Source organism: Natronomonas amylolytica, from assembly GCF_037031205.1.
Classification (GTDB): Archaea; Halobacteriota; Halobacteria; order Halobacteriales; family Haloarculaceae; genus Natronomonas; species Natronomonas amylolytica.
The window spans coordinates 184,744-204,275 of record NZ_JAYEZM010000002.1; the positions used below are offsets into that span (position 1 = coordinate 184,744).

General features: G+C 67.0%; 21 protein-coding genes. 11 read left to right on the plus strand and 10 right to left on the minus strand.

The features are described from left to right. Positions 1-66: 66 nt before the first annotated feature. The gene (locus tag U5914_RS03925; RefSeq protein WP_336134320.1) at positions 67-1,161 is read right to left on the minus strand and encodes a PrsW family intramembrane metalloprotease; all 1,095 of its coding nucleotides are present in this window, start codon (positions 1,159-1,161) and stop codon (positions 67-69) included. A gap of 124 nt (positions 1,162-1,285) precedes the next feature. On the opposite strand from U5914_RS03925, the gene U5914_RS03930 reads away from it, so the two are divergent. From U5914_RS03930 to U5914_RS03940, 3 genes are read left to right on the plus strand one after another with little or no spacing between them, the layout of a single operon-like run. After that, on the plus strand, positions 1,286-1,444 hold the full coding sequence (locus tag U5914_RS03930) for a hypothetical protein (RefSeq protein ID WP_336134322.1): 159 nt from the start codon (positions 1,286-1,288) through the stop codon (positions 1,442-1,444). A 57-nt stretch (positions 1,445-1,501) separates the two neighbouring features. Next, entirely contained in the window at positions 1,502-1,876 is a 375-nt protein-coding gene (locus U5914_RS03935) for a DUF7532 family protein (protein ID WP_336134323.1), read from the plus strand. Next, positions 1,873-3,255 carry a ribonuclease FAU-1 family protein gene (locus U5914_RS03940; RefSeq protein ID WP_336134324.1) on the plus strand — a complete coding sequence of 461 codons (1,383 nt, stop codon included), beginning with the start codon at positions 1,873-1,875 and terminating at the stop codon, positions 3,253-3,255. Before U5914_RS03935 ends, U5914_RS03940 begins: the two co-directional genes overlap by 4 nt. An 18-nt stretch (positions 3,256-3,273) precedes the next feature. Here the strand turns inward: U5914_RS03940 and U5914_RS03945 are convergent, their stop codons facing one another. After that, positions 3,274-4,410, minus strand: coding sequence for a nicotinate phosphoribosyltransferase (locus U5914_RS03945; protein WP_336134325.1), 1,137 nt, complete (start codon positions 4,408-4,410; stop codon positions 3,274-3,276). 37 nt (positions 4,411-4,447) lie between these two features. Continuing rightward, positions 4,448-5,896: an Hvo_1808 family surface protein gene (locus tag U5914_RS03950; protein ID WP_336134326.1), complete on the minus strand. Its 1,449-nt coding sequence runs from the start codon at positions 5,894-5,896 to the stop codon at positions 4,448-4,450. Positions 5,897-6,035: 139 nt separating this feature from the next. On the opposite strand from U5914_RS03950, the gene U5914_RS03955 reads away from it, so the two are divergent. Further along, positions 6,036-6,608, plus strand: a complete 573-nt coding sequence (locus U5914_RS03955) for a cysteine hydrolase family protein (protein ID WP_336134328.1) — start codon at positions 6,036-6,038, stop codon at positions 6,606-6,608. 15 nt (positions 6,609-6,623) lie between these two features. On the opposite strand, the gene endA is transcribed toward U5914_RS03955, so the two are convergent. The 3 genes from endA to U5914_RS03970 all read right to left on the minus strand — a co-directional run bounded on the left by endA (position 6,624) and on the right by U5914_RS03970 (position 9,270). Beyond that, positions 6,624-7,631, minus strand: a complete 1,008-nt coding sequence (gene endA / locus U5914_RS03960) for a tRNA-intron lyase (RefSeq protein ID WP_336134330.1) — start codon at positions 7,629-7,631, stop codon at positions 6,624-6,626. 68 nt (positions 7,632-7,699) lie between these two features. Then, entirely contained in the window at positions 7,700-8,416 is a 717-nt protein-coding gene (locus U5914_RS03965) for a DUF91 domain-containing protein (protein ID WP_336134332.1), read from the minus strand. Between the two features lie 41 nt (positions 8,417-8,457). Next, positions 8,458-9,270 (minus strand): transcriptional regulator TbsP domain-containing protein, encoded by an 813-nt coding sequence (locus U5914_RS03970; protein WP_336134333.1) that lies wholly within the window; start codon positions 9,268-9,270, stop codon positions 8,458-8,460. A 162-nt stretch (positions 9,271-9,432) separates the two neighbouring features. On the opposite strand from U5914_RS03970, the gene U5914_RS03975 reads away from it, so the two are divergent. Continuing rightward, complete coding sequence (locus tag U5914_RS03975; protein ID WP_336134334.1) at positions 9,433-11,502, plus strand: hypothetical protein; 2,070 nt, start codon at positions 9,433-9,435, stop codon at positions 11,500-11,502. Between the two features lie 12 nt (positions 11,503-11,514). On the opposite strand, the gene pheA is transcribed toward U5914_RS03975, so the two are convergent. Further along, positions 11,515-12,318, minus strand: coding sequence for a prephenate dehydratase (gene pheA, locus U5914_RS03980; protein ID WP_336134336.1), 804 nt, complete (start codon positions 12,316-12,318; stop codon positions 11,515-11,517). 249 nt (positions 12,319-12,567) lie between these two features. On the opposite strand from pheA, the gene U5914_RS03985 reads away from it, so the two are divergent. From U5914_RS03985 to U5914_RS03995, 3 genes are all read left to right on the plus strand, one after another. Next, positions 12,568-13,116: a cupin domain-containing protein gene (locus U5914_RS03985; protein ID WP_336134338.1), complete on the plus strand. Its 549-nt coding sequence runs from the start codon at positions 12,568-12,570 to the stop codon at positions 13,114-13,116. 46 nt (positions 13,117-13,162) lie between these two features. Further along, positions 13,163-14,023 carry a hypothetical protein gene (locus U5914_RS03990; RefSeq protein WP_336134339.1) on the plus strand — a complete coding sequence of 287 codons (861 nt, stop codon included), beginning with the start codon at positions 13,163-13,165 and terminating at the stop codon, positions 14,021-14,023. A gap of 180 nt (positions 14,024-14,203) precedes the next feature. Further along, positions 14,204-14,617, plus strand: coding sequence for a DoxX family protein (locus U5914_RS03995; RefSeq protein WP_418766739.1), 414 nt, complete (start codon positions 14,204-14,206; stop codon positions 14,615-14,617). Between the two features lie 30 nt (positions 14,618-14,647). Here U5914_RS03995 and U5914_RS04000 read toward each other — a convergent pair whose 3' ends face one another. Continuing rightward, positions 14,648-15,355, minus strand: a complete 708-nt coding sequence (locus tag U5914_RS04000; protein WP_336134340.1) for a rhodanese-like domain-containing protein — start codon at positions 15,353-15,355, stop codon at positions 14,648-14,650. A 115-nt stretch (positions 15,356-15,470) separates the two neighbouring features. On the opposite strand from U5914_RS04000, the gene U5914_RS04005 reads away from it, so the two are divergent. The 3 genes from U5914_RS04005 to U5914_RS04015 all read left to right on the plus strand — a co-directional run bounded on the left by U5914_RS04005 (position 15,471) and on the right by U5914_RS04015 (position 18,060). Then, entirely contained in the window at positions 15,471-16,310 is an 840-nt protein-coding gene (locus tag U5914_RS04005; protein ID WP_336134342.1) for a hypothetical protein, read from the plus strand. 53 nt (positions 16,311-16,363) lie between these two features. After that, positions 16,364-17,683: a restriction endonuclease gene (locus U5914_RS04010; protein ID WP_336134344.1), complete on the plus strand. Its 1,320-nt coding sequence runs from the start codon at positions 16,364-16,366 to the stop codon at positions 17,681-17,683. 86 nt (positions 17,684-17,769) lie between these two features. Beyond that, a complete protein-coding gene (locus U5914_RS04015) occupies positions 17,770-18,060 on the plus strand; it encodes a hypothetical protein (RefSeq protein ID WP_336134345.1) in 291 nt (96 codons plus the stop codon). A gap of 50 nt (positions 18,061-18,110) precedes the next feature. Here the strand turns inward: U5914_RS04015 and nucS are convergent, their stop codons facing one another. Together nucS and U5914_RS04025 are read right to left on the minus strand one after the other, a co-directional pair. After that, positions 18,111-18,941: an endonuclease NucS gene (nucS, locus tag U5914_RS04020; protein WP_336134347.1), complete on the minus strand. Its 831-nt coding sequence runs from the start codon at positions 18,939-18,941 to the stop codon at positions 18,111-18,113. A 25-nt stretch (positions 18,942-18,966) separates the two neighbouring features. After that, a complete protein-coding gene (locus tag U5914_RS04025; protein WP_336134348.1) occupies positions 18,967-19,524 on the minus strand; it encodes a DUF6735 family protein in 558 nt (185 codons plus the stop codon). Positions 19,525-19,532: the final 8 nt, after the last annotated feature.

Sequence of the window (19,532 nt, forward strand, 5' to 3'; positions counted from 1 at the left end):
TGCCGGTATTTTAAATAAGGCGGTGGAGCGTCACCGACCCGTGGGTCGGTTCCGCGACTCGTGGCGCTACGGGTTCGTATCCGGGTCGAACTCGGTCAGTTCGGAGTCGGCCGCTTCGGGGTCGTCCACGTCGTCGCTGACCCGCTCGTAGGTCGCCCGGTAGCGGGCGAGTTTCCGGTAGAGCGCATAGAAGAACACGCCGTCGTAGACGACGACGAAGCCGACGAAGATGACGAAGACGGGGATGGAGACGAACGCGCCCACCACGACGGGAACGATGCCGACGAGGATGTTGTAGGTGCCGTGGATGAACGCGGCGATGAGCAGGCCCTTGGCGACGATGGGACCGGCGTTCTCGGGATTGAACCGTGCGAGGCCGAGGTAGTAGCCGGCGAACGCCGAGTAGATGACGTGGCCCGGGCCGGCGAGGCTACGGACGGCCGTAATCTCGCCGCCCGCATCCAGCGTCTGGAAGAACGCGGCGGCGAATTCGGCGGCGCTTTGGGTGACGACGGCGCTCGGGCCGCTGATGTTCTGGGTGATGTAGAGGACGTTCTCGATGGAGGCGAAGCCGAGGCCGGCGACGGCGCCGTACACCGCGCCGTCGATGACCGAGTCGAACCGGTCGTCGCGGTAGGCGTGGAGGCGAACCGCCAGCAGTTTCACCGCCTCCTCGCCGGGGCCGACGATGAGGTAGTAGAACAGCACCATCACGAGCAACTGGAGGCCGGGCACGGGGCCGACGGCGGCGACGATGCCGCCGGCACCGAAGCCGAACAGTCCCTTGAAGGTGGTGTTGATGATGGCCGCGAAGCCGGCAAAGAGGACGGCGAGCACGAACGTCGCCGCCAGCAACGACGGTGGCTCGTCGGTCGTGATGTCGGTGGTGTAGATGTACAGCGCCAGCAGGGCGGCCGGCACCACCGAGAGCGCGACCAACGCGAGGATAAAGGGGTTGGCAAAGAGGTGTGCCGCCGCGCCGCCACCCAGAATCAGGAGGAAGATGAACACGCCCAGCGCGACGAGCAACGCCCGCCCGGCCCTGAGCACGCCCTGATGTGTCTTCACCGCCAACCGGTCGAGTCGACTCCGCGGTTCCCACGAGGCCACGTCGTAGAGGTCCTCCGACTCGTCGGCCCGAGCCTCCACCGGGTCTTTCATACCCGTATTGTGCCCGGCGGACTCCTAACGTTTTGGCCCGAGGTGAGCGGCGCACTGAATCCCATAATACAACATTATGTCCTTCAGGGGTAGGTTGAAATACGACAATCGACCACATCGGTCCATGACGCGTTATAGTGCCAGCCGGGGTATTCTCTACTCCGCGCCGCCGGGCCCGAGCGGGAACCGCGGAAACGAGGACGCGAACGAGGACGCCAGCACCGAGGAACCGACCGCCGAAGCCGAGACCGACGCGACCGCCGACGCGACTGCGGACGACTGAAGAACCCCCGGCGTTCCAAGCCGGGACGCTTTCGGCCCCGGCCTTCGAACGAGGGGTATGCACTTCGACCAGCGAACCCAGCAGGCGATGCGGGAGTTCGGCCTCTCGACGGAGGAGATCGCCGAGATCTCCGAGGCCGTCGTCGCGGCGACCGCCGAGGACGCCGACGCCCTCGAAGCCTTCTTCGCCGACCTCGATACCGTCTACTCCGATATGGAACTGGCCCACTCCGCCAGCGAGTTCCCGGAACACGGCCTCGAATACGTCGACCTCTACACCCACGCCGACGACCTCCGGGGCTACATCAAGTTCGATGGCTGGGGCGCCTACGTCGAGGGCGGTCGCGTCCTCTCGGAGTCGGTCGTCGAACTCACGCTCGGCCCGACCGTCGACGACCGCGTTCGCTTCGCCGCCGACCGCGACGAGCTATGACCGACCGCGACAGCGTCCGCGTCCGCGGCATCTACACGACCGCGCTCACCGAACTGCTCCGCGAGGAATACGACGTGGTTCAGGCCTCCCCGCCCATCCGCGAACGCTTCGACGCCGACTTCGAGGCCGCCCCGGCGGATGTGACCCTCCGAACGACGGACGACCGGCAGGGCGTCGGCGTCTCCGGCGAGGCCGAGGCCGTTGCCGACGTCTGCAACCGGCTCTCGGACCTCGCGCTGGATACATTCGTCTGGGAGAATCCTGCCCCGCAGGGTGCGGTCTTTCAGGGCGTCGTCGACGAGACGCTCGGCTCCGGTGCCGTCGTCGATCTGGGCGAGACCGACGGCTGGCTCCCCTACGACCGCACCGAGGGCTACGTCGAGGAGGGCGATACCTACCGCGTGCAGGTCGCGATTCCGAAACCGCCGTGGGACGACGACCGCCCGTCGCTGGCGACCGACCTCCGGGTGCCCGGCGGTCTCGTGGAGTTGCGCCGCGACGGCACCCCCGACCGCGGCGAGACGGCCCGCATGGCCGATCTCCTGCCGGTCGACCCGGCCGACGGCTGGACTCCGAAGTGGTCCCGGACCGCCGACGACGCCTCGCTGGACGCGATGGCCGACGCACTGGAAGCGGCCAACGACCGGGCCGAGGAACTGATGAGCGCCGTCGCCGACTTCGACGCCGACGACGCACCCGGTCGTATCGTCGCCCCCGAGGCCGGCACGTGGGTCTGGTTCGGCCGCGAGGCCCGCTTCGCCCTCGACGAGCATCGCCGCGACGTCGAGACGACGATGCCCGGCCACCACCGCGTCAAGGCCGCCACCGACCGCGCCAGCGCCGCCGTCGACTTCGCCGAGGCGCTCTGCGAGCCAAGCGGGGAATTCCCCTTCGACGTGACGACCCGCCAGTTCGGCCCTCAGGAGGGCGACACCCTCGCCATCAGCCACGGCAAACCCGACGGCCGGAACATCGTCCTCGGGCGTGGCGAGGTAGTCGACTGGGACCCCGAGGGTTCGATCACCCTCGAACGCGAGATGACCGGCGGCGGCACCTACGACGCGCTGGGCGTCGACCGCCACGCCGGCGACATCGCCCGCACCACCTTCGTCGAAGGCCGCTGGTGGTACGCCACCGTTTATAAAAGCGAGGACGGAACTCGCCGCGGCACCTACGTCAACGTCTGTACGCCCGTCGAGATATTCCCCCACGCCGTCCGCTACGTCGACCTCCACGTCGACGTGGTCAAAGGGCCGGACGGCGAGGTCCGCCGCGTCGACGACGACGAACTCGACGAGGCGGTCGAGATCGGGCAGATCGCCGAAGACCTGGCTGACCGTGCCCGGACGGTCGCGGCATCCATCGAAAACGCCCTTTGAGAAAGCGACTCTCGTGTCCTACTCTTCGCGGAAGCCGACGCGCTCGGCGTCCGCGGTCGCCCGGTCGGCCGCCTCGTCGAGGTCGAACTCCGCCACGATGTCGCCGTCTCGGACCAGCGGTTCCATGAGCGGGTCGCCGCCTGCGGGGCTGCCCTCGTCGGCAAGTGCGATGTGGTGGCCACCGTCGGGCGTGCGGTAGACCTCCTTCTTGCCCGAGAGTTTGCCCTTCTTGGCGGCGGGTTCGCCCTCGACTTCGACGATGTCGAGCGCGAAATCCAGCGGGTCGGCGTTGGAGATGTGGCTGCCGACGCCGAAGCCGTCGACGACGTCCTCGAGTTCGCGGATGGTCTCGGGCGTGATGCCCCCGCTGACGAAGATGTCGACGTCCTCGTGGCCCTCGGCGTCGAGTTTCCAGCGGGTCTCCTTGATGATGTGGCGGAAGTCGCCGCGCCGGGAGCCGGTGGTGTCGAGGCGGACGCTGTCGAAGCCCAGTTCGGCCGCACGCAGGGCTTCGTCGGTCTCGTCGTCGTAGGTATCACACAGCGCGATTCGGGGGACATCCTCGTCGACGGCCTCGTCGAAGGCCTGCCACGCCTCCTCCTGATTGCCGTGGCCGAAGCAGATCATGAGCGCGTGAGGCATCGTCCCGGAGGCCTCGCCGTCGACGAACTCCTCGGCGGCGACGTACGAGAAGCCGTCGAGGCCGGCCAGCATCGCCGAGCGGTCGACGACGCCGCCGATGGAGGGGTGGACGTGCCGGGCGCCGAAACTCAGAAGCGAGGTCTCGGGCGCCGCTCGGCGGGCCTCCAGCGCCGCCGTCGCGATGCCCGATGCGTGGGAGAGAAAGCCCAAAAGCGCGGTTTCGAGCCGGCAGAACTCCAGATACGGCCCCTCGATGCGCATGACTGGGCCGCCGTCGAACAGCGTCCCTTCGGGAATCGCGTCGGCGTCGAGGTCGTAGCCCGAAAGGAGGTTCGCGGCGTCTTTCAGTCCCGCGAAGAGGTCGAACTCGCCGGTCGGGAACTGGTCCCGGGTGACCTCCGCGACGACCGTCGGGTTCCGGCCGGCGTGTTCCAGTGCCTCCTCGGTCCGCAGGAAATACGCGTCCGTCGCCCGCCCCTCGACGATGGCGGATTCCGGGACGATGTCGAACATACCGGCCCATCGGCGCGCGCAGCGAAAAAGGTAGCCGTTATGCGCTGGCCTCGACCATGCCCGCGGGCGCGTACACGTCGTCCAGTTCCGCCCGCTCCGGCGCCTTCACGACGGTGAAACTGGTGCCGTCGCGGCGAATCCAGACCGCGCCGCGGAACCGCTCGTCCTCGCCGAAGCGCCAGACCTCGGCGTCGCCGCGGGTTTCGACCCGCTGGCCGCCCCAGAACTCGAAGACCTGCTCGTAGCCGTCGCCGAACTCGGTGGCGTTGGCCCGGTCGTTGAACGTCACGTTCCAGACGAAGGCCGTCCGGTCGTCGTCGGCGTAGGCCTGAAGCCGGTCGGCGTGCCAGCCCTCGGCGTAACGCACGTCGTAGGTGAAGGGCCGCTGGCGGTCGAGGCCGCCGTCGCCGGCGTTGATGAATTCGCCGCGGTCGATGACGCCGGTACTGGTGGAATCGGCGTAGACCGTGTAGGCGAACATCGACGCCAGTCCGCTCTGGCCGACCTCCGCGTAGTCGGGGCCCCCCTCGGTCCGCACGCGCTCCCAGTCGGCGTCGCTGCGGTCGGTCACCGTCGCGTTGCCGTAGGCGTCGGTGTCGTAGGTCGCGGGATAGATGACCTCGGCGGCCGTCGACGGGTGGTCGTCGTGCATCGCGTCGATGGCGTCCCAGCCGCCGCGCTCGCGGTGGTGGGCGATGAAGGAGGGCCCCTCGGCGTAGGGGAAGAAGCCGGCGAAGTAGATGCCCCAGTGGAACCCCGAACCGGTCGCCCCGCCGGAGCCGCCGCCGGTGCCGACACACTGCCACTCGCCGCTCTCACAGCGGTCCTCGTAGTCGTGCTGGACCGACATGGCCTCGCCCTCGATGAGGCCGTTGCGGGCGTTGACCGAATCCAGCGTCGCGGGGCCGAGCGATTCGAGGCCGAACCGCTGGTCCTGTAGCGCGTGGACGAGTTCGTGGGCGAGGGTGTACTCGTTGGCCAGCGTCGCCGGGTCCTGTCCGCTGACGAGAACGAGTCGGCCGGTCCCCGGCTGATAGAAGCCAAGGACGTTGTCGCCGCGGTTGCCGCTCCGGACGTCGACGACGTCTTCGTCGGGGCCGACGAGGAACAGCGCCTCGAACTGGGCGTTGTCAAGCCGCCGAGTCCCCTCGCTGGGTTCGGTCCAGACGTCGTCGCTTTCCTCGCGGAACTCCCCGCGCGTCTGGAGTTCGACCTCGATGTCCTCCTCGAATTCGAGGCCACGGAGGAGTTGCACCCGCGCCATCGCTCGCGAGAGGACGGCCTCCGTCTCGGATTCGGTGAGGCCGTTCGAGGCGTTGATATCGAGCGTCTCGTTGTGCCAGTAGCCGTCGTAGTAGCCGAGGTGGTCGGTTTCGGGGGGGTCGGCGGTCGACGGCTCCGCCGAAGACGGCTGGTAGCCGACCGAACAGCCGGCCAGCGCCAACAGGACGGCGAGCGCGATAGCCGCCATCGGGCGTCGGTTCATCGCCCGAACGGACGGACGACGCGGACAAAAAGCCACGGCCGCCGTCCGGGACTGCCGGAACTTCGCTTTCGACGGGAGTCCGCGTGCGGCAACCGCGCCCGGGGTAACGGTTTTGCGCCTTCTGTCCGAAGTCCCCGATATGCAACTCGACCCCGACAGCACCGCCGTCGTCGTCGTGGACATGCAGAACGGCTTCTGCCACCCCGACGGCTCGCTGTATGCGCCCAACAGCGAGGACGCCATCGAGCCGTGCGCCGAGACCGTCGAGGCGGCCCGCGAGGCCGGCGCGTCGGTCGTCTTCACCCGGGACGTCCACCCGCCCGAACAGTTCGAGGGCAACCACTACTACGACGAGTTCGACCGCTGGGGCGAACACGTCGTCGAGGGGTCGTGGGAGGCCGAACTCGTCGCGGAACTCGATCCCGAGGACGACGACCTCGTCGTCGTGAAACACACCTACGATGCGTTCTATCAGACGGAACTGGAGGGGTGGCTGGAGAGCCACAACATCGAGGACCTCGTCATCTGCGGGACGCTGGCGAACGTCTGTGTCCTCCATACCGCCGGGTCGGCTGGCCTCCGGGATTACCGCCCCATCCTGCTGGAGGATGCCGTCGGCAGTATCGAGGCCGAGCACCGCGAGTACGCGCTGGAGCACGCCGACTGGCTGTTCGGCGAGGTCCACGCCCGCGAGGACATCGAATTCGCCTGACTCGGCGGCCCCTTTTTATGGTGTCAGTCGCGAGACCGACACCCACTGCACGCCCTCGCCGTCGACCAGCGCGTAGACCATCTCCTTTCGGACGCCGTGGGCGAGTCGGACGTCCAGCGCGAGGTCCCGCGGCGAGAGCACTTCATCGGCCGGCAACACCCGAATCAGCAACTCTGAGTGGCCCAGTTCCTCGACGCTCTCGACGTCGGCGTAGGTTCGGAAGTCGGCGCCGAATTTGAAGCCGGTCTTGGGGACCAGCCCTCGCTCGCGGAGTTCGCGATAGACGGTGAGTCGGCGGTCGAACCGCTCGCCCTCGACGGTCCGGCCGCGGTCGACGAGCGCCTCGGCGCCGCCCTCGACGTGCAGGTAGCCCGTCTCTGCGAGGTAGGCGGCCTCCAGCAGCGACAACTGGAGGGTATCGTCGTCCCGGTCCATCCGCTGGCCGTAGAACCCCTGCTCGTAGAGGTCGCTCGGCGGGTCCCAGCAGAGCACGCGGTCCTCCAGCAGGTGGCCCTGTGTGGCGCCGTCGAAGGCCATGCTACTGCTTCCGGAGACGGGTTCGTCGCCGGTGTCGAGATACGTGATCTCGCTTTCCTCGTCGACGACGGCGAGGACGACGTCGCCGAGCGAACGGAGGGGAATCGACGCGCGCTCGCCGACGACGCTGACGCGGTGCTCGATGGTGTCGTCCCAGGGGCCGTCCCCGCGGGGATGGACGACGAAATCGATGTCCGAGGGCTCGTCGACCCAGCCTTCGCGGGCCGGCGAGAGGTAGAACCCGCGGTCCCGCAAATCCCGGTAGACGAGGAAGTCGACGACGACCTCCTCGTTGGCGGCGAGGAACGCGGCGAAGTCCTGTCCGTCGACCGCATCGAGGTCGCCCCGGTAGAGGAGGTGGGCGGCTTCGACCCGCGAGAGGACGACGCCGTCGCCCCGCGGTCGGCCGTAGCCTCGCGAATCGTAGTAGCGCTCGCGGGCATTGGCGCCGACCTCGACGGTGCCGTCGGTGAGGTGGCCCTGCATGGGCAGTCCTCACGGCCCCGGTCGTATAGCCGCTACGGTCGGCCGAAAGCGCGAGTGGCGTCTACCGCCTACACCTCGCAGGTGGCGTCGAGACACCGCCGGCCGTTGGCGGTCTCGAAGACGGGCAGGCCACACTCGCAGTCGTCGACGATGCGGCCGTCGGGAATCGCAAACCCCGTCTCGCAGTCCGGATACGCCTCACACCCGGCGATGAGGCCGCCCCGCCGGAGGACCTCGAGGGCGCCGCCACATTCCGGGCAGTTCCACTCGCGGTCGAAGCGGTCGGCGACCGCCTCCCTGAGGGAGCCACAGTCGTAGTCCAGACACAACTCGAAGGTCTCGCCGCGGTCGGCGCTGAACGTCGGCAGGCCGCACTCGCAGGTCGCGTCGGTGACGCTGGCGCCGTTCGGCAGTCCGAAGGCGGCCTCGCAGTCGAGACAGGCCACCTCGCCTGCGGTTCGGACGAGTCGGCCGCCGCAGCGACAGTCGCCGACGGGGATGCCGGCACGGCTGATGTCGTGTTCGCGGAGGGTCACCTCGCCGTCCTCGGCGGGCTCGATCTGCAGGGTCTCGTCGCCGTCGGTCGCGACGACCCACAGCGGGTCGGCCGTCACCGAGAGGTCGGCGGGACGGGTGAGCCACGCGACGGGCTGGTAGCCGTCGGCGTCGTGGACGAGGACGGTATCGTCGGGCTTGATGAGTACGTGAACCCAGCCGCGCTGGGTGCGGTCGCGACGGCCGGTAGCGTGGACGATGCAGTCGCCGGTGATGGTGCGAATCGACACGGGGGCGCTGGCCGCGGCTTCGTATATAAACGTCCGGAGAATCAGGCGGCGGAAACGCTCTCGGCGAGGCTCAACAGTTCGGTGGCGTCGACGTCGTCGACGTCTTTGCCGAGGACGAGTCGCTGGCGGGGACGGCCGATGTCTTTCGGAATCTTCTCGGTGTCGATGAGGCCGACGTCTTCGAGTTGCCGCTTCTCGCGGGAGAACTTGGCCTTGCTGCCGACGCCGGTGGATTCGCCCCAGTTGCCGAGTTCGTAGAACTGCACCTCGTTTTTCGCACCCATCAGGATGCTGAGACGGACGGGGTCGACCGACGTCTCGTCGCTGCGTGTGGCGGCGGCCTGACCGAGGGCGGTCTCGACGTCGGCTCGCATCTCCGACCCGAGGTCGTCGCCGAGTTGGTCGAGCATTCCGGAGTAGGCGGGCGTGCGGAAGGACACCTCGGCGGCATCGGCGTACTGCTGTTCGAGGGATTCGCCGGTGCCGGTGACGAACGCCTCGTCGTCGGTCGTCAGGACGGTCAGGTTCGATTCGTCGACGCCGGTAATCGCCGTGACGTCGTCGTCGGCGACGATGAAGGAGGGAAGGTGACCCTCCCGCTGTCGTACGCTGACGGTGCCCCGTTCGATGTGGTCGACGAGATACGAGGCGACCAGAAACCGGCGGCGAACCGCTTTCGCGGTTTCGGCGTCGGTCAGAATCCGAATCTCGCCCTCGGACCCGTGCTCCTCCAGCGCATACAGAATATCGGTGAAATCCGAGACCCGCGAAGACGTAACGAACACGTCCGAATCGGCCGCGAAACCCTCCGCATAGGCCGAGACGCGTTCACTATCGATGTTCCGTAAGGACATACCTCTAGACACGTCGATACCTGAGTTAAATCTTCGGCAAAAAGCTCGTGCTTGAATTATAATGCTCTCGGATACGCGGCCGAACCCTAGCCGGTCGCTTCGAAGTATTGCCCAGTGATTCGACGGGCAGACTTATATGCGGAACTGGGATAGGCTGAACCGATGACTGGTGTCGTCTTCGAATCGCTTTCGTCGCCACCGCGGATTCGTATCGCGGACGCCGTCGGCCACGAGCAGACCTATATTTATATCGATGAACCATCTGAACTGACACCTACGTCGGCGTCATTCCCATTCCGTGTCACCGATGCTGTCGAGGCAACGCTCTCAGGGTTCGAGATTCGGGGACGAATACATTCGTTCGTTCGAGATTCCTCTGGTCGGATGCTTTTCAGCACTGACCACGAATGCGAACAATCGCTGCCGGCCGACGACTACTATCTCGAACTCACTACCGCTATGAAGCTGTACGTCGAGACATCCAGCAGTATCTCCATCAAGGCCGACTCCGAGCGGTTGCAGGTCTCCTTCGACGGTCCGACGCGCGTGACCTTCGGATCCCGGTCTCCCCGTAATCGGCCCCCGGAGACCGTCACGACGACCGAGGATCCAGAGGACCTGATGACTGCGCTATCGTGTCTGGGCGAGGGAATCTTGGCGGATTCACCAGACCGGTCGTACCCGACTATCCGAGGCCACCCTCCGGAGATAGCTATCGGCTCGGAACTCGATGTCCCTGACAGCATCGATCCACACGATTCCGACATCGTGTTCGAACTCCCACCACGGGTCGATGCCTTGTATCCCGCTGTCCCGCTGGTCTACTACCTCGATGCGGCCATCGAAACGGGCGAAAACCCACGACTTGTCGCCGACGGCGAGACTGTCTATGAGACCACCGTTGAGGAACTCTCATCGGCGGTCAAGGACCTCCTGCCGCACGTCTTCATGCTCGACTGTCTCGCCCGTCAGGCGGGGTTTTATCCGTTCGATATCGGTGCCCACGAACACGTCGCCGATGATCTGCCGTTCGATCCTGCGGACTACTACGACCGGTCGACGGCCGAGCAACTTCGGGCGTATTTGGAGGTACCGTTCGAGACGTTAGAACCGCATCTCCCGCAGTGGTCGGTCACCGCCCACGTTGAGCCGGCTATCGAGCACGTCACGGCGATGCCGTATCTCGCGGCCCAACTCGCGTTCGTCGACTGTGTGACGTATCCGCGGGTGTCCGGTGACGAAGCCCGTAAAGCCAGCCTTAAGGCCTTTGTCGATGGCGATCACCCAACCAGAGCGACGACGGACGTCTTCGACGAGGAGGCATCGTTTGTCGACCTTTCGACCGACTCCCGGACGCGGTCCGACATCTGGGTCGGCGACGACATCCCGCTTCGGGCGAACAAGTTCCTCGCAGAGGGCTACCGGAACCGCCATCAGCGTGAACCGCTCGAAACGACGACCATCACGGTAACCATCGTCTGCAACGAGTCGTGGATGGACGGTGAGGCGGCCGCTGTCGAAGAACTCTACGGTGCCCGCGAAGAGTTACCCTTCGAGATCCGGACTCACGAGCGGTTGGGTCGTGAGGAACTGGCGGACGTCCTCCGGCGGGAGACCGATTTCTTCCATTATATCGGCCACGCAGAATCACGAGGATTGAAATGTACTGATGGCTTTCTCGATATCGAAACGCTCCCATCGGTCGGTGCGGATGCCTTCTTCCTCAACGCCTGCCAGTCCTATCAACAGGCCGCTGCCTTCGTCGAATCCGGAGCAATTGGCGGTATCGCTACGCTTAGCGATGTCATCAACGAACCAGCGATGACTGTCGGTCGGACGACTGCCCGTCTGCTAAACCAAGGCTTTTCGCTCCGCGATGCGCTCTTCATTGCGAGAGAGCGTTCTTTTACTGGCGGACAGTATCTGACAGTCGGCGACGACAGTGCCACGGTTACACAGCCAGAATCCCCCTTCCCGAACCGGTGTATCATTGACGAGAGGGTCTCTGGGTATAGTTTGTATTGGATACCTTACACGAACCAATACGGACTCGGTTCGGTAGCGACTCCGCATATCGAATCCGAAGGGACGCGATACCTCGCTGGTACTTTGATTGGTCCCTACGACCTCTCTCGGCAGGAACTCCGCGAATTTCTCGAACTCCAGGACGTGCCCGTCGAGTTCGAGGGCGAGTTCTACTGGGCCTCAGAACTGGCTGACGAACTACAATAGCCGTCGAGCGGCTCAGACGACGTGCTCGGTGTCGTACGAGCCCAGCACGCGCACCCAGCCGTTTTCGGCGAGGCCGCGCAACTCCTCGATGGCTTCCTGCGTCCGTTCCTCGTAGAGGCCGGCCGCGAAGTCGATATGGAAGATGTAGTCGCCGAGGCGTTCGCCGCTGGGGCGGGATTCGACGCGAGAGAGGTTGATATCCCGGTCGGCGAACGGTTCGAGCATCTCCAGCAGGAGGCCGGGGTAGTTGGTGTTCGGGTAGACGATGACCGTGGACTTGCCGCCGGCATCGGAGCGTTCGGTCTCGGGTGCCAGCACGACGAAGCGCGTGGCGTTGGAGGTGCTGTCCTGTATGTCCTCTGCGAGGACCTGCAGGTCGTCGCCGGCGTTCTCCGGGTGGCCAATGGCGGCGACCGTGGAATCCTCGCGTGCGCGCTCGACGCCGCGGGCCGTCGAGGCGACGGCTTCGGTCTTGGCGCTCGGATACTCCTCGGCGAGATACTCGCGACACTGCGCCAGCGCTTGGGGGTGGCTGGCGACGGTCTCGAACTCGCTGTTCTGGGCGAGTAAGGCGTGTTTGATCGGCGTGACGATTTCGCGGACGACGGCGACGTTGCGGTCCGCCAGCGCGTCCAGCGATTCGGTGACCGACCCCTCGATGCTGTTCTCGATGGGGACGACACCGCGTTCGTACTCGCCGCCGGCGACGCCCTCGACGATGCTGGTCACCGACTCGACGAAATCTATCTCGTCGGCGACCGCCTGCGTCGCGCGATGGGAGTACGTTCCTTCGGGACCGAGCGTGAGGGCCTTCATCGATTCACGGTAGATGGGGAGGTATGAAAAGGGCGTCGGGGACGTGGTCTGACCGCAGGGAGGACCACGATTGCGAGCGGTGAGCGAAGCGAACCGCGAGCAGGGGCGAGACACCGACCGAAGGGAGGTGTCTCGTTACGCGAACGGCGAGCACAGCGAGCCGTGAGCGCGGGGCTGTAGGCGATTGAAGCGAGGACCACGATGGCGAACGGCGCCGACTTTTAAATATCGCCGACGGAAAGGCCAGCCATGAATCGTACCTCCCTCGACGCGTGTGACGCGGCGTCGTACGCGGGTGTCGAGCGATGGTGCCTCGGCGAGGCGCTGGAGGCCGACGCGGTGGCCATCAACCACTACGTCGTCGCACCGGGCGAGCGCATCGCGGGCCTGCACGCACATGCCGACCAAGAGGAGGTGTTCGTCGTGTTGTCGGGTGAGGCGACCTTCGAGACGCTGGACGGAAAACGGACGGTCGGTGAGGGAGCGGTAGTCCGATTCGCGCCCGGCGAGTTCCAGTCCTGCGCGAACCAAGCCGATGAGCGACTCGTCGTCCTCGCGGTCGGCGCGCCTGCGGGAACCGACGAACTCCGTGTTCCGGTCGCCTGTCACGACTGCGAGGCCGAGACGATGGCACTCGAATTCGCCGCTGGAGCGGAGCGACTGGTCTGTCCGGACTGCGACGCCGAGCGGACGCCCGAATGCTCCGACTGCGGCGGTGACGAACTGCGCGCGGAACTGGTCGATGGTCGTCCCGCCAGCGTCTGTCAGGTCTGTGGTGCAACCACTCCTGCCAGATAGCCCGCCCTGCGTCGACTTTTATATGCTCGCCCGTCGGAACGCCGACATGGACCGCGATAGGGCTCTACTCGGGGGTGTCGGCGTTCTGGCCGCCGCGCTGGCGCTCGCGTACGCGTTCGTCCTCGACCTCGTCGGTGTTCCGCCGACGCCCGGCGTGGCCTACGGGTCGATACTGGTGGCTGCGGCGGTCGCAGTCGTCCCCTTCGCCGTCGGCGTCGGGACGGCCTATCTCGCCGCCCGCCACGGCGTCGCGGCACCGCTGTTGCTCGTCGGGGTCTTCGCCGTCCTCCCCGGCGCGCTCGGCTGGCACGGCGGCGAACTGCTGGTCGGAATCTTCGTCATGGGCCCGTTCGTCGTGGTGGCCGGCCTCGCCGAACTGCTCGTCCGGGCCCGAGTCGGCCGGCTGTGGAATCCGCCCTCGGAGGCGGCTTTCCGTGCGCTTTCGGTCGGCGTGATGGCGGCCGTCGTCTACTTCGGCGTGTTCACGCTTCGGGCGGTCCTCCCGCTGTGGCGCATCGAGACCGGGGCCCCACAGGTGCTTCCGCAGTCGGTCGATATCCTGCTCACCCTGTGGTACGTCCTCGGCATCGCGCTCGTGCTCGTCGGCGTGCCCGTCGCGCTGAATCGGCGGTTCGGCCTCGTCGCGCCGCTTTTCGGACTCGCCGCCTACCTGCTCGTCGACCTCGCGTATCTCCAGCCGTTGGTCGCCGATGGGTCCGAACTCGTGGTCTCCCTGCTCGTGGTCGTGTTGCCCCTACTGGCGGCTGTTCTCGCTGGCGCTGGGGCTGTTGAGTGGCGGATTCGAGAGCGACGCGGGGAATACGACGAAGTCGACGAGGAAGGCGGTGAGGGTGGCGAGGGCGGCGGACTCACACTCGAAGGCGGTCTCTTCGGCGACCGCGTGTAGCGATTTTCGGGGTTTAACCCGGGGTTTCGCCCCGCTGACATCGGTGTTACTTGGTATCCCTATTGTCGGCGAACGAATATATAGGTACCATCTCCAACCAAGTAACGTAATGAAACCAGCTATCGAAATGACTGCTGTATCGCCTGCCAACCGCGCCACGCTGCCCGGGGTGGTCGCCTGATGTTCGAGAGTGCGGGTGCCGACGTCGTGTTCCTCATCGCGCGCGTCCTCTTCGGCGGCGTCCTCGCGTTCATGGGGCTCAACCACTTCATGAACGCCGAGGACATGACCGGCTACGCCCAGTTCAAGGGCCTGCCGGCGCCGAAGGCCTCGGTTCTCGGTAGCGGCGGACTGCTGGTCTTCGGTGGCCTCTCGCTTATCACCGGTATCCTCCCGGCCATCGGCGCGGGCGCTCTCGCCCTGTTCCTCGTCGTCTCCGCGGTCACGATGCACGACTTCTGGAACCTGGAGGGTGAGGAGGCCCAAAACGAGATGACCGCGTTCCTCAAGAACATCTACGGTGCCGGCGCCGCGCTGGCGTTCCTCGCCGTCGCGAACGCCGCGTGGCCCTACGCGGTCAACGTCGGCCTGTAAGCGGTCCGACGCACACGCGACCTGTCCTCTTTATAAACGAACGACGCTCCCGAGTAGTTGTCCGAGCGGTTGCACCGTCTCGGCGGCCGGCGTCGTCAGCCGGATGTCGGAGTCGTGGTCGACCTCGTAGAACTTGATTTCGAGGTCGAAGGTTCCGTCCTCGTTGATAGGCACCGCCTCCCGCTGGCCCGTCGGGTCGTGGCGCGCCCACGCGTACTCGCCGGCGTGGGCGGGGTCGGTCCGGCCGCGAATCTCGTAGCGGTCGGGTCGCTGTTCGACCGCCTGTCCCGCCAGCGGATAGCCGCGGTCGACCCATGCGCCGAATCCCTCGTCGATGGCGTAGGTATCGACGTAGCCGTTCTCGATGAGCGTGGCGCCGCGCATCGCCGAGAGGTGGTGCGGACAGCCACAGTAGGTGACGATGCGGGTGTCGGTCGAGCGGTCCGCAAGCGGGTCCTCGCCCTCTCGACCGTCCGGCGCGGGACTGAGGACGGCCTCGGCGATGTGGGCCCGCTCGTAGGCGGTCGGGCTTCGGGCGTCGGCGAAGACCGCGTCGTCCGCGCGATACCACTCGATGGCGTCGTCGATGGGTACCAACGGCACCTCGACGCCGTCGTCGGTGCTCGTCGTCTCGTAGCCGTATTCGTTGGCGGCTTCCGGGGACTCGCCGCCGAAACACCCCGCGGTCGCGGCCACGCCGGCAGCGAGGCCGGTTCGGAGGAACGTTCGCCGGTCCATACGGTCGCTAACGCGTGGGCGGGCAAAACGGTTCTCACGAACACCGCCTCGCGAACGTAGCCCCACGCCACCAACGAGCGATACCGTTTTGCGTCGGTCGCTCCTGCGGCCGGATATGCAACGCCGTGCGTTCCTCGCGGGAACGGCCGGCCTCGCTGGCGCCGTTGCCGGCTGCAGCATGCGGTCGGTACGCGACGACCGGGTCTCGGCGTCCGGCGACATCGCCGTCCGCATCGACGGGGAGCCCCTCGACCTCACGGCCGACCGCTTCCAGTCGGAACACGCCGACGAGGCCATCGCCTTCCACCTCCACGAGGGCGACGACGACTGGTACATGGAGGGCGACGACCGCGTCACCGTCGGCGAGGGACTCGACCTGCTCCCGAATTTCGCCTACGACCGCGAGGGCGGCTATCGCCGCCTCGCCATCGACGACGCCAGTTACGACGCGTCGTCGGCCGGCACGGAACTTGCCGCCTTCGTCGACGACAGCGTCGTCGACCCGAGCGCCTACCGACTGCAGGACGGCGACGCGTTGCTCGTCGCCATCACGACGACCGGGAGCCAACAGCCCGCCGTCGAGGGCGACCAACTCTCGGCGTCCGGCGACCTTGGCATCCGCATCGACGGCGACCCATTCGACCTCACCGCGGACCGCTTCCAGTCGGAACACGCCGACGAGGCCATCGCCTTCCACCTCCACGAGGGCGACGGCAAGTGGTACATGGAGGGCGACGACCGCGTCACCGTCGGCGAGGGACTCGACCTGCTCCCGAATTTCGCCTACGACCGCGCGGAGGGCTTCCACGCCCTCACCATCGACGGGACCGCCTACGACCAGCGCGATGCTGGCACCGACTTCGCCTTCTCCGTCGACGACGCGCTCGTCGACCCGACGGCGTGGGAACCCGAAGACGGCGAGACTATCCGGGTCGACGTGACGACTGGCGGCTAACGAACCGCGAGTCGGCCGGCGGTCTTTTGGTCCCCGCCGTTCGAACGCCGGTCGTGACGCTGCTGGACGAGCTTTCGGGCTACGAGTTCGAGGACGCGGTCGCCTCGCTGTTCCGCGCCCACGGCTACGATGACGTGCAGGTCGCCACTCGCGTCGCCGACGAGGGACGCGACATCACGATGTACGACGGCGACACCGCCTACGTCGTCGAGTGCAAGCACACCGGGGCCGTCTCCCGGCCGGTCGTCCAGAAACTCCATTCGGCCGTCGCCACCTTCGACCACGACGGCCCGAAACGCGGCATGGTCGTCACCTCGGGCCGCTTTACCGACCCCGCCGAGGAGTACGCCGAGCGCCTCGAACGCCGCGGGGACCCACACCCCATCGACCTCGTCGACGGGCAGGACCTCCGCGACCTCGGCGAGGCGGTCGGGATGGACCTCTACAACGGTCGCATCGAAATCGTCTGCGAGGAGACCCTCCCCGTCGGCGACCCCGAGACGGTGCTGGTCGACGTCTTCGAGGACGTCGACAACGCCCCCTCTCGAAGCGACCTCCCGGCGCCTGACTACGACGTGCGCTATCGGCCGATTGTCGACTTCGAGGCGGTCACCCGCACCACCTTCGAGACCAGCGTCGGCGTCATCCACCGCATCGACCGTCGGGACCACCTCGTCGTGGCGGCCGACCGCGGCGGCCCCCGACTCGCCTCGGACCTCGTCGACATCACGGGTGTCGAAACGGAGCCCCTCGAAACCGCCCGACAGCGCCACGGCGGCGAGGCCAAACGCTTCGCCCGAACCGAAACCGAGTACCGCGAGTGGGCGACCGAACGGCTCTGTGACCTGCTGGAGACGACGGTCACCTACACCGGCGACAACAACGTCACCTACCACAAGGACTGCCGTCCCTCCCCGAGTGACGTGTCCGTCCGGCGGGTCGACCCGCTCTACGTCCCCCGGGTCGACGCCGGCGTCGAGTTAGGCGAGTACACCCACCGCTACGCGTACGCCGCCGCCGGCAATCGCTATGTGACCCGCGAAGACGGGGTTCGCCGCTGTGTCCACTGTGACACCGCCGGCGCCGAGGCCGCCACCTACACCTACTGCGAGAACTGCGGTAGCATCAACTGTGAGACCCACACCGAGGAAGAACGCCTCACCGGCGACCCGGTCTGTACCGGCTGTGCGGTCACGGGGGAGTTCTTCTTCGCCACGAAGTACTTCTTCGACGAGGCGAACCGCGAGACGTTCCGCGAGGAGTACGAGGCCATGCCCTTCTACCGCAAACCGCTGGAGAACCCACAGCTCGCGGCGGGCGCTGCCGTCGCGCTGGTGCTCCTCTTGCTATTGCTCGTCGGGTTGTTCGTCTAACACCCGAACGTCGGGTTTCGTTATGCAGGAACCCGGTAAACCGCGTGGACGTAATCGCAAGTGCACCGATAGCGATAAGCACTCGAATGACGGACGCTAGAACCATGCGTCCTGCCCGGTTTGTCACCCTCTGTTTTCTGTACAGTGGGGTGGTGCTGCTGGCTCAGTACGTGGTCGTCTATCGATTTCGGCTAACCGTTGGCGGGCTTGCCCAACTCGGCGTCGGACTGTCCATACTGGCCGCTGGCCTCGTCCGGTTGTGGTACCCGGAGGAGGAGCGTCAGAATCCGGCAGAATGGGGGCTATTCACGTACGGTATGGCCGTTCTCGCGTTCTTTCTCACCGGGATACTGCTCGCCCAGTTGCTCCTGTTTTGACCGCCGCCGACTGACACGTGGCCCACCTGTCCTGAATCGGCTCCTGCCCGCTATTCGCCCTCGGGCGTCAGCGAGACGAACTCCAGTCCCTTCTCGGCCAGCAGTGCCTCGGCGCGGTCGGTGACCGAGGGCGCCACCAGCACGCCGCGAACCTCGGCGTCGGCGTGCAGGTCCCGCCGGAGCGCCTCGACGTAGCGGTCCAGTTGCCCGACCGCGTCGGGGCCGACACGCCGGCGTTTCAATTCGAGGACGACCGTCCGCCCGGCGTCGTCCTCGCCGTAGACGTCGACGGCGCCGGCGGGGGTCTCCCGTTCGGTCGCCAGCGGCGTGAAGCCGGCCTCGACGAGTCCCGGCTCCGAGAGGATTCGCTCCTTGAGGTCGGCCTCGGTACCGACCACTTCGAGGGACTGGGGGTCCGAGCCGGCGAAGGCGGCAGCGTGGGCGACCGACGAGAAGCGAACGACCAGCGACTCCTCGGGCGTCGAGCGGTGGCTCTCGACGACGAGCGTGTCGCCTTCAGCGTGTTCGCGGTTCGCTCCGCTCTCCGCTCGCTCGTCCGTGGCGCGTGGCGCCACGCGGCAGCTGTGTTCGCATCCGGGCGGCTGCCAGTTGACCGGCTGTTGGCCCTCGTCGGTGTGGACCAGCGCCGCGCCGTCGGGTTTGAGCATGAGGTGGCGGTCGCCGGGGCCGAGTTCCGAGGCCGCCCGGCCCTCGTAGTCGACGGTACAGCGCCCGAACAGCGTCACGAGGGCGTCGCGGTCGAGGCCGTTCCGGACGAGTTCGGCGGCTTCGACGGGCGTGGGCTCGGTGTGGGTACGCGCGGCTGCTGGGTTGGGTTCCGACTCCCGTTTGCCGCCGTCCGTCGACTCGTCGTTCGACACGGCCGAGCGTAGTGGCGTCGGGCGTTTAAGCGTCGCGTTCGCCGGCCGCCGCGGTCGAGGCCGAATCCTCGACGAGCCAGACGACGGTGCCGCGGTCGGCGTCCAACCATCGGAGGGCGCGGGCGACGGCCGGGCCGTCGAGGCCGCTGGTATCCCGGACGGCCCGGGCGCCGGCCAGCCACCCGCGGAGGTAGGCCGCGTCCCGTCGGCCGTCGTAGCCGACCAGCGCGCCGGTGGGGCGGCCGTCGCCGCGTTCGACCGGAAAGGCGAGGTAGGTCCGCACCGCGAACTCGGGGTCGACGACGAACAGCGCCTCGTGTTCCAGCGGGTCGACCCGCCGGCAGACCTCGGCGAAGGTGAGGCCGGTCGCTATCGGGTCTGGGTCGACCGCCTGGTCGTGGGCCTCGTCGAGTCGGCCGCCCTGCGGGTCGAGGAGGTCGGCGGCGCGGTCGGCGGCCCACGCGTCGTCGGGCGGGCCGCCGAACGGCGTTTCGGGAGTGATGTCGTCGGGAGCGAGCCCCCAGTGTGCGTAGTGGCAGTCGTAGCCGTCGCGGTCGTAGGCGACGAGGACGCGGTGGCCCATCGTGGGCC

Excerpts from the sequence above, each read along its gene's own strand:
- U5914_RS03990 (WP_336134339.1), top strand. The coding sequence starts at position 13,163 with ATGGACCGCGATAGGGCTCTACTCGGGGGTGTCGGCGTTCTGGCCGCC.
- U5914_RS04025 (WP_336134348.1), bottom strand. The coding sequence starts at position 19,524 with ATGGGCCACCGCGTCCTCGTCGCCTACGACCGCGACGGCTACGACTGC.
- U5914_RS03925 (WP_336134320.1), bottom strand. The coding sequence starts at position 1,161 with ATGAAAGACCCGGTGGAGGCTCGGGCCGACGAGTCGGAGGACCTCTAC.
- U5914_RS03970 (WP_336134333.1), bottom strand. The coding sequence starts at position 9,270 with ATGTCCTTACGGAACATCGATAGTGAACGCGTCTCGGCCTATGCGGAG.
- U5914_RS04000 (WP_336134340.1), bottom strand. The coding sequence starts at position 15,355 with ATGGACCGGCGAACGTTCCTCCGAACCGGCCTCGCTGCCGGCGTGGCC.
- U5914_RS03995 (WP_418766739.1), top strand. The coding sequence starts at position 14,204 with ATGTTCGAGAGTGCGGGTGCCGACGTCGTGTTCCTCATCGCGCGCGTC.
- U5914_RS04005 (WP_336134342.1), top strand. The coding sequence starts at position 15,471 with ATGCAACGCCGTGCGTTCCTCGCGGGAACGGCCGGCCTCGCTGGCGCC.
- U5914_RS03945 (WP_336134325.1), bottom strand. The coding sequence starts at position 4,410 with ATGTTCGACATCGTCCCGGAATCCGCCATCGTCGAGGGGCGGGCGACG.
- U5914_RS03985 (WP_336134338.1), top strand. The coding sequence starts at position 12,568 with ATGAATCGTACCTCCCTCGACGCGTGTGACGCGGCGTCGTACGCGGGT.
- U5914_RS03940 (WP_336134324.1), top strand. The coding sequence starts at position 1,873 with ATGACCGACCGCGACAGCGTCCGCGTCCGCGGCATCTACACGACCGCG.
- U5914_RS03950 (WP_336134326.1), bottom strand. The coding sequence starts at position 5,896 with ATGAACCGACGCCCGATGGCGGCTATCGCGCTCGCCGTCCTGTTGGCG.
- endA (WP_336134330.1), bottom strand. The coding sequence starts at position 7,631 with ATGCAGGGCCACCTCACCGACGGCACCGTCGAGGTCGGCGCCAATGCC.
- U5914_RS03930 (WP_336134322.1), top strand. The coding sequence starts at position 1,286 with ATGACGCGTTATAGTGCCAGCCGGGGTATTCTCTACTCCGCGCCGCCG.
- U5914_RS03955 (WP_336134328.1), top strand. The coding sequence starts at position 6,036 with ATGCAACTCGACCCCGACAGCACCGCCGTCGTCGTCGTGGACATGCAG.
- U5914_RS03975 (WP_336134334.1), top strand. The coding sequence starts at position 9,433 with ATGACTGGTGTCGTCTTCGAATCGCTTTCGTCGCCACCGCGGATTCGT.
- U5914_RS03935 (WP_336134323.1), top strand. The coding sequence starts at position 1,502 with ATGCACTTCGACCAGCGAACCCAGCAGGCGATGCGGGAGTTCGGCCTC.
- pheA (WP_336134336.1), bottom strand. The coding sequence starts at position 12,318 with ATGAAGGCCCTCACGCTCGGTCCCGAAGGAACGTACTCCCATCGCGCG.
- U5914_RS04015 (WP_336134345.1), top strand. The coding sequence starts at position 17,770 with ATGACGGACGCTAGAACCATGCGTCCTGCCCGGTTTGTCACCCTCTGT.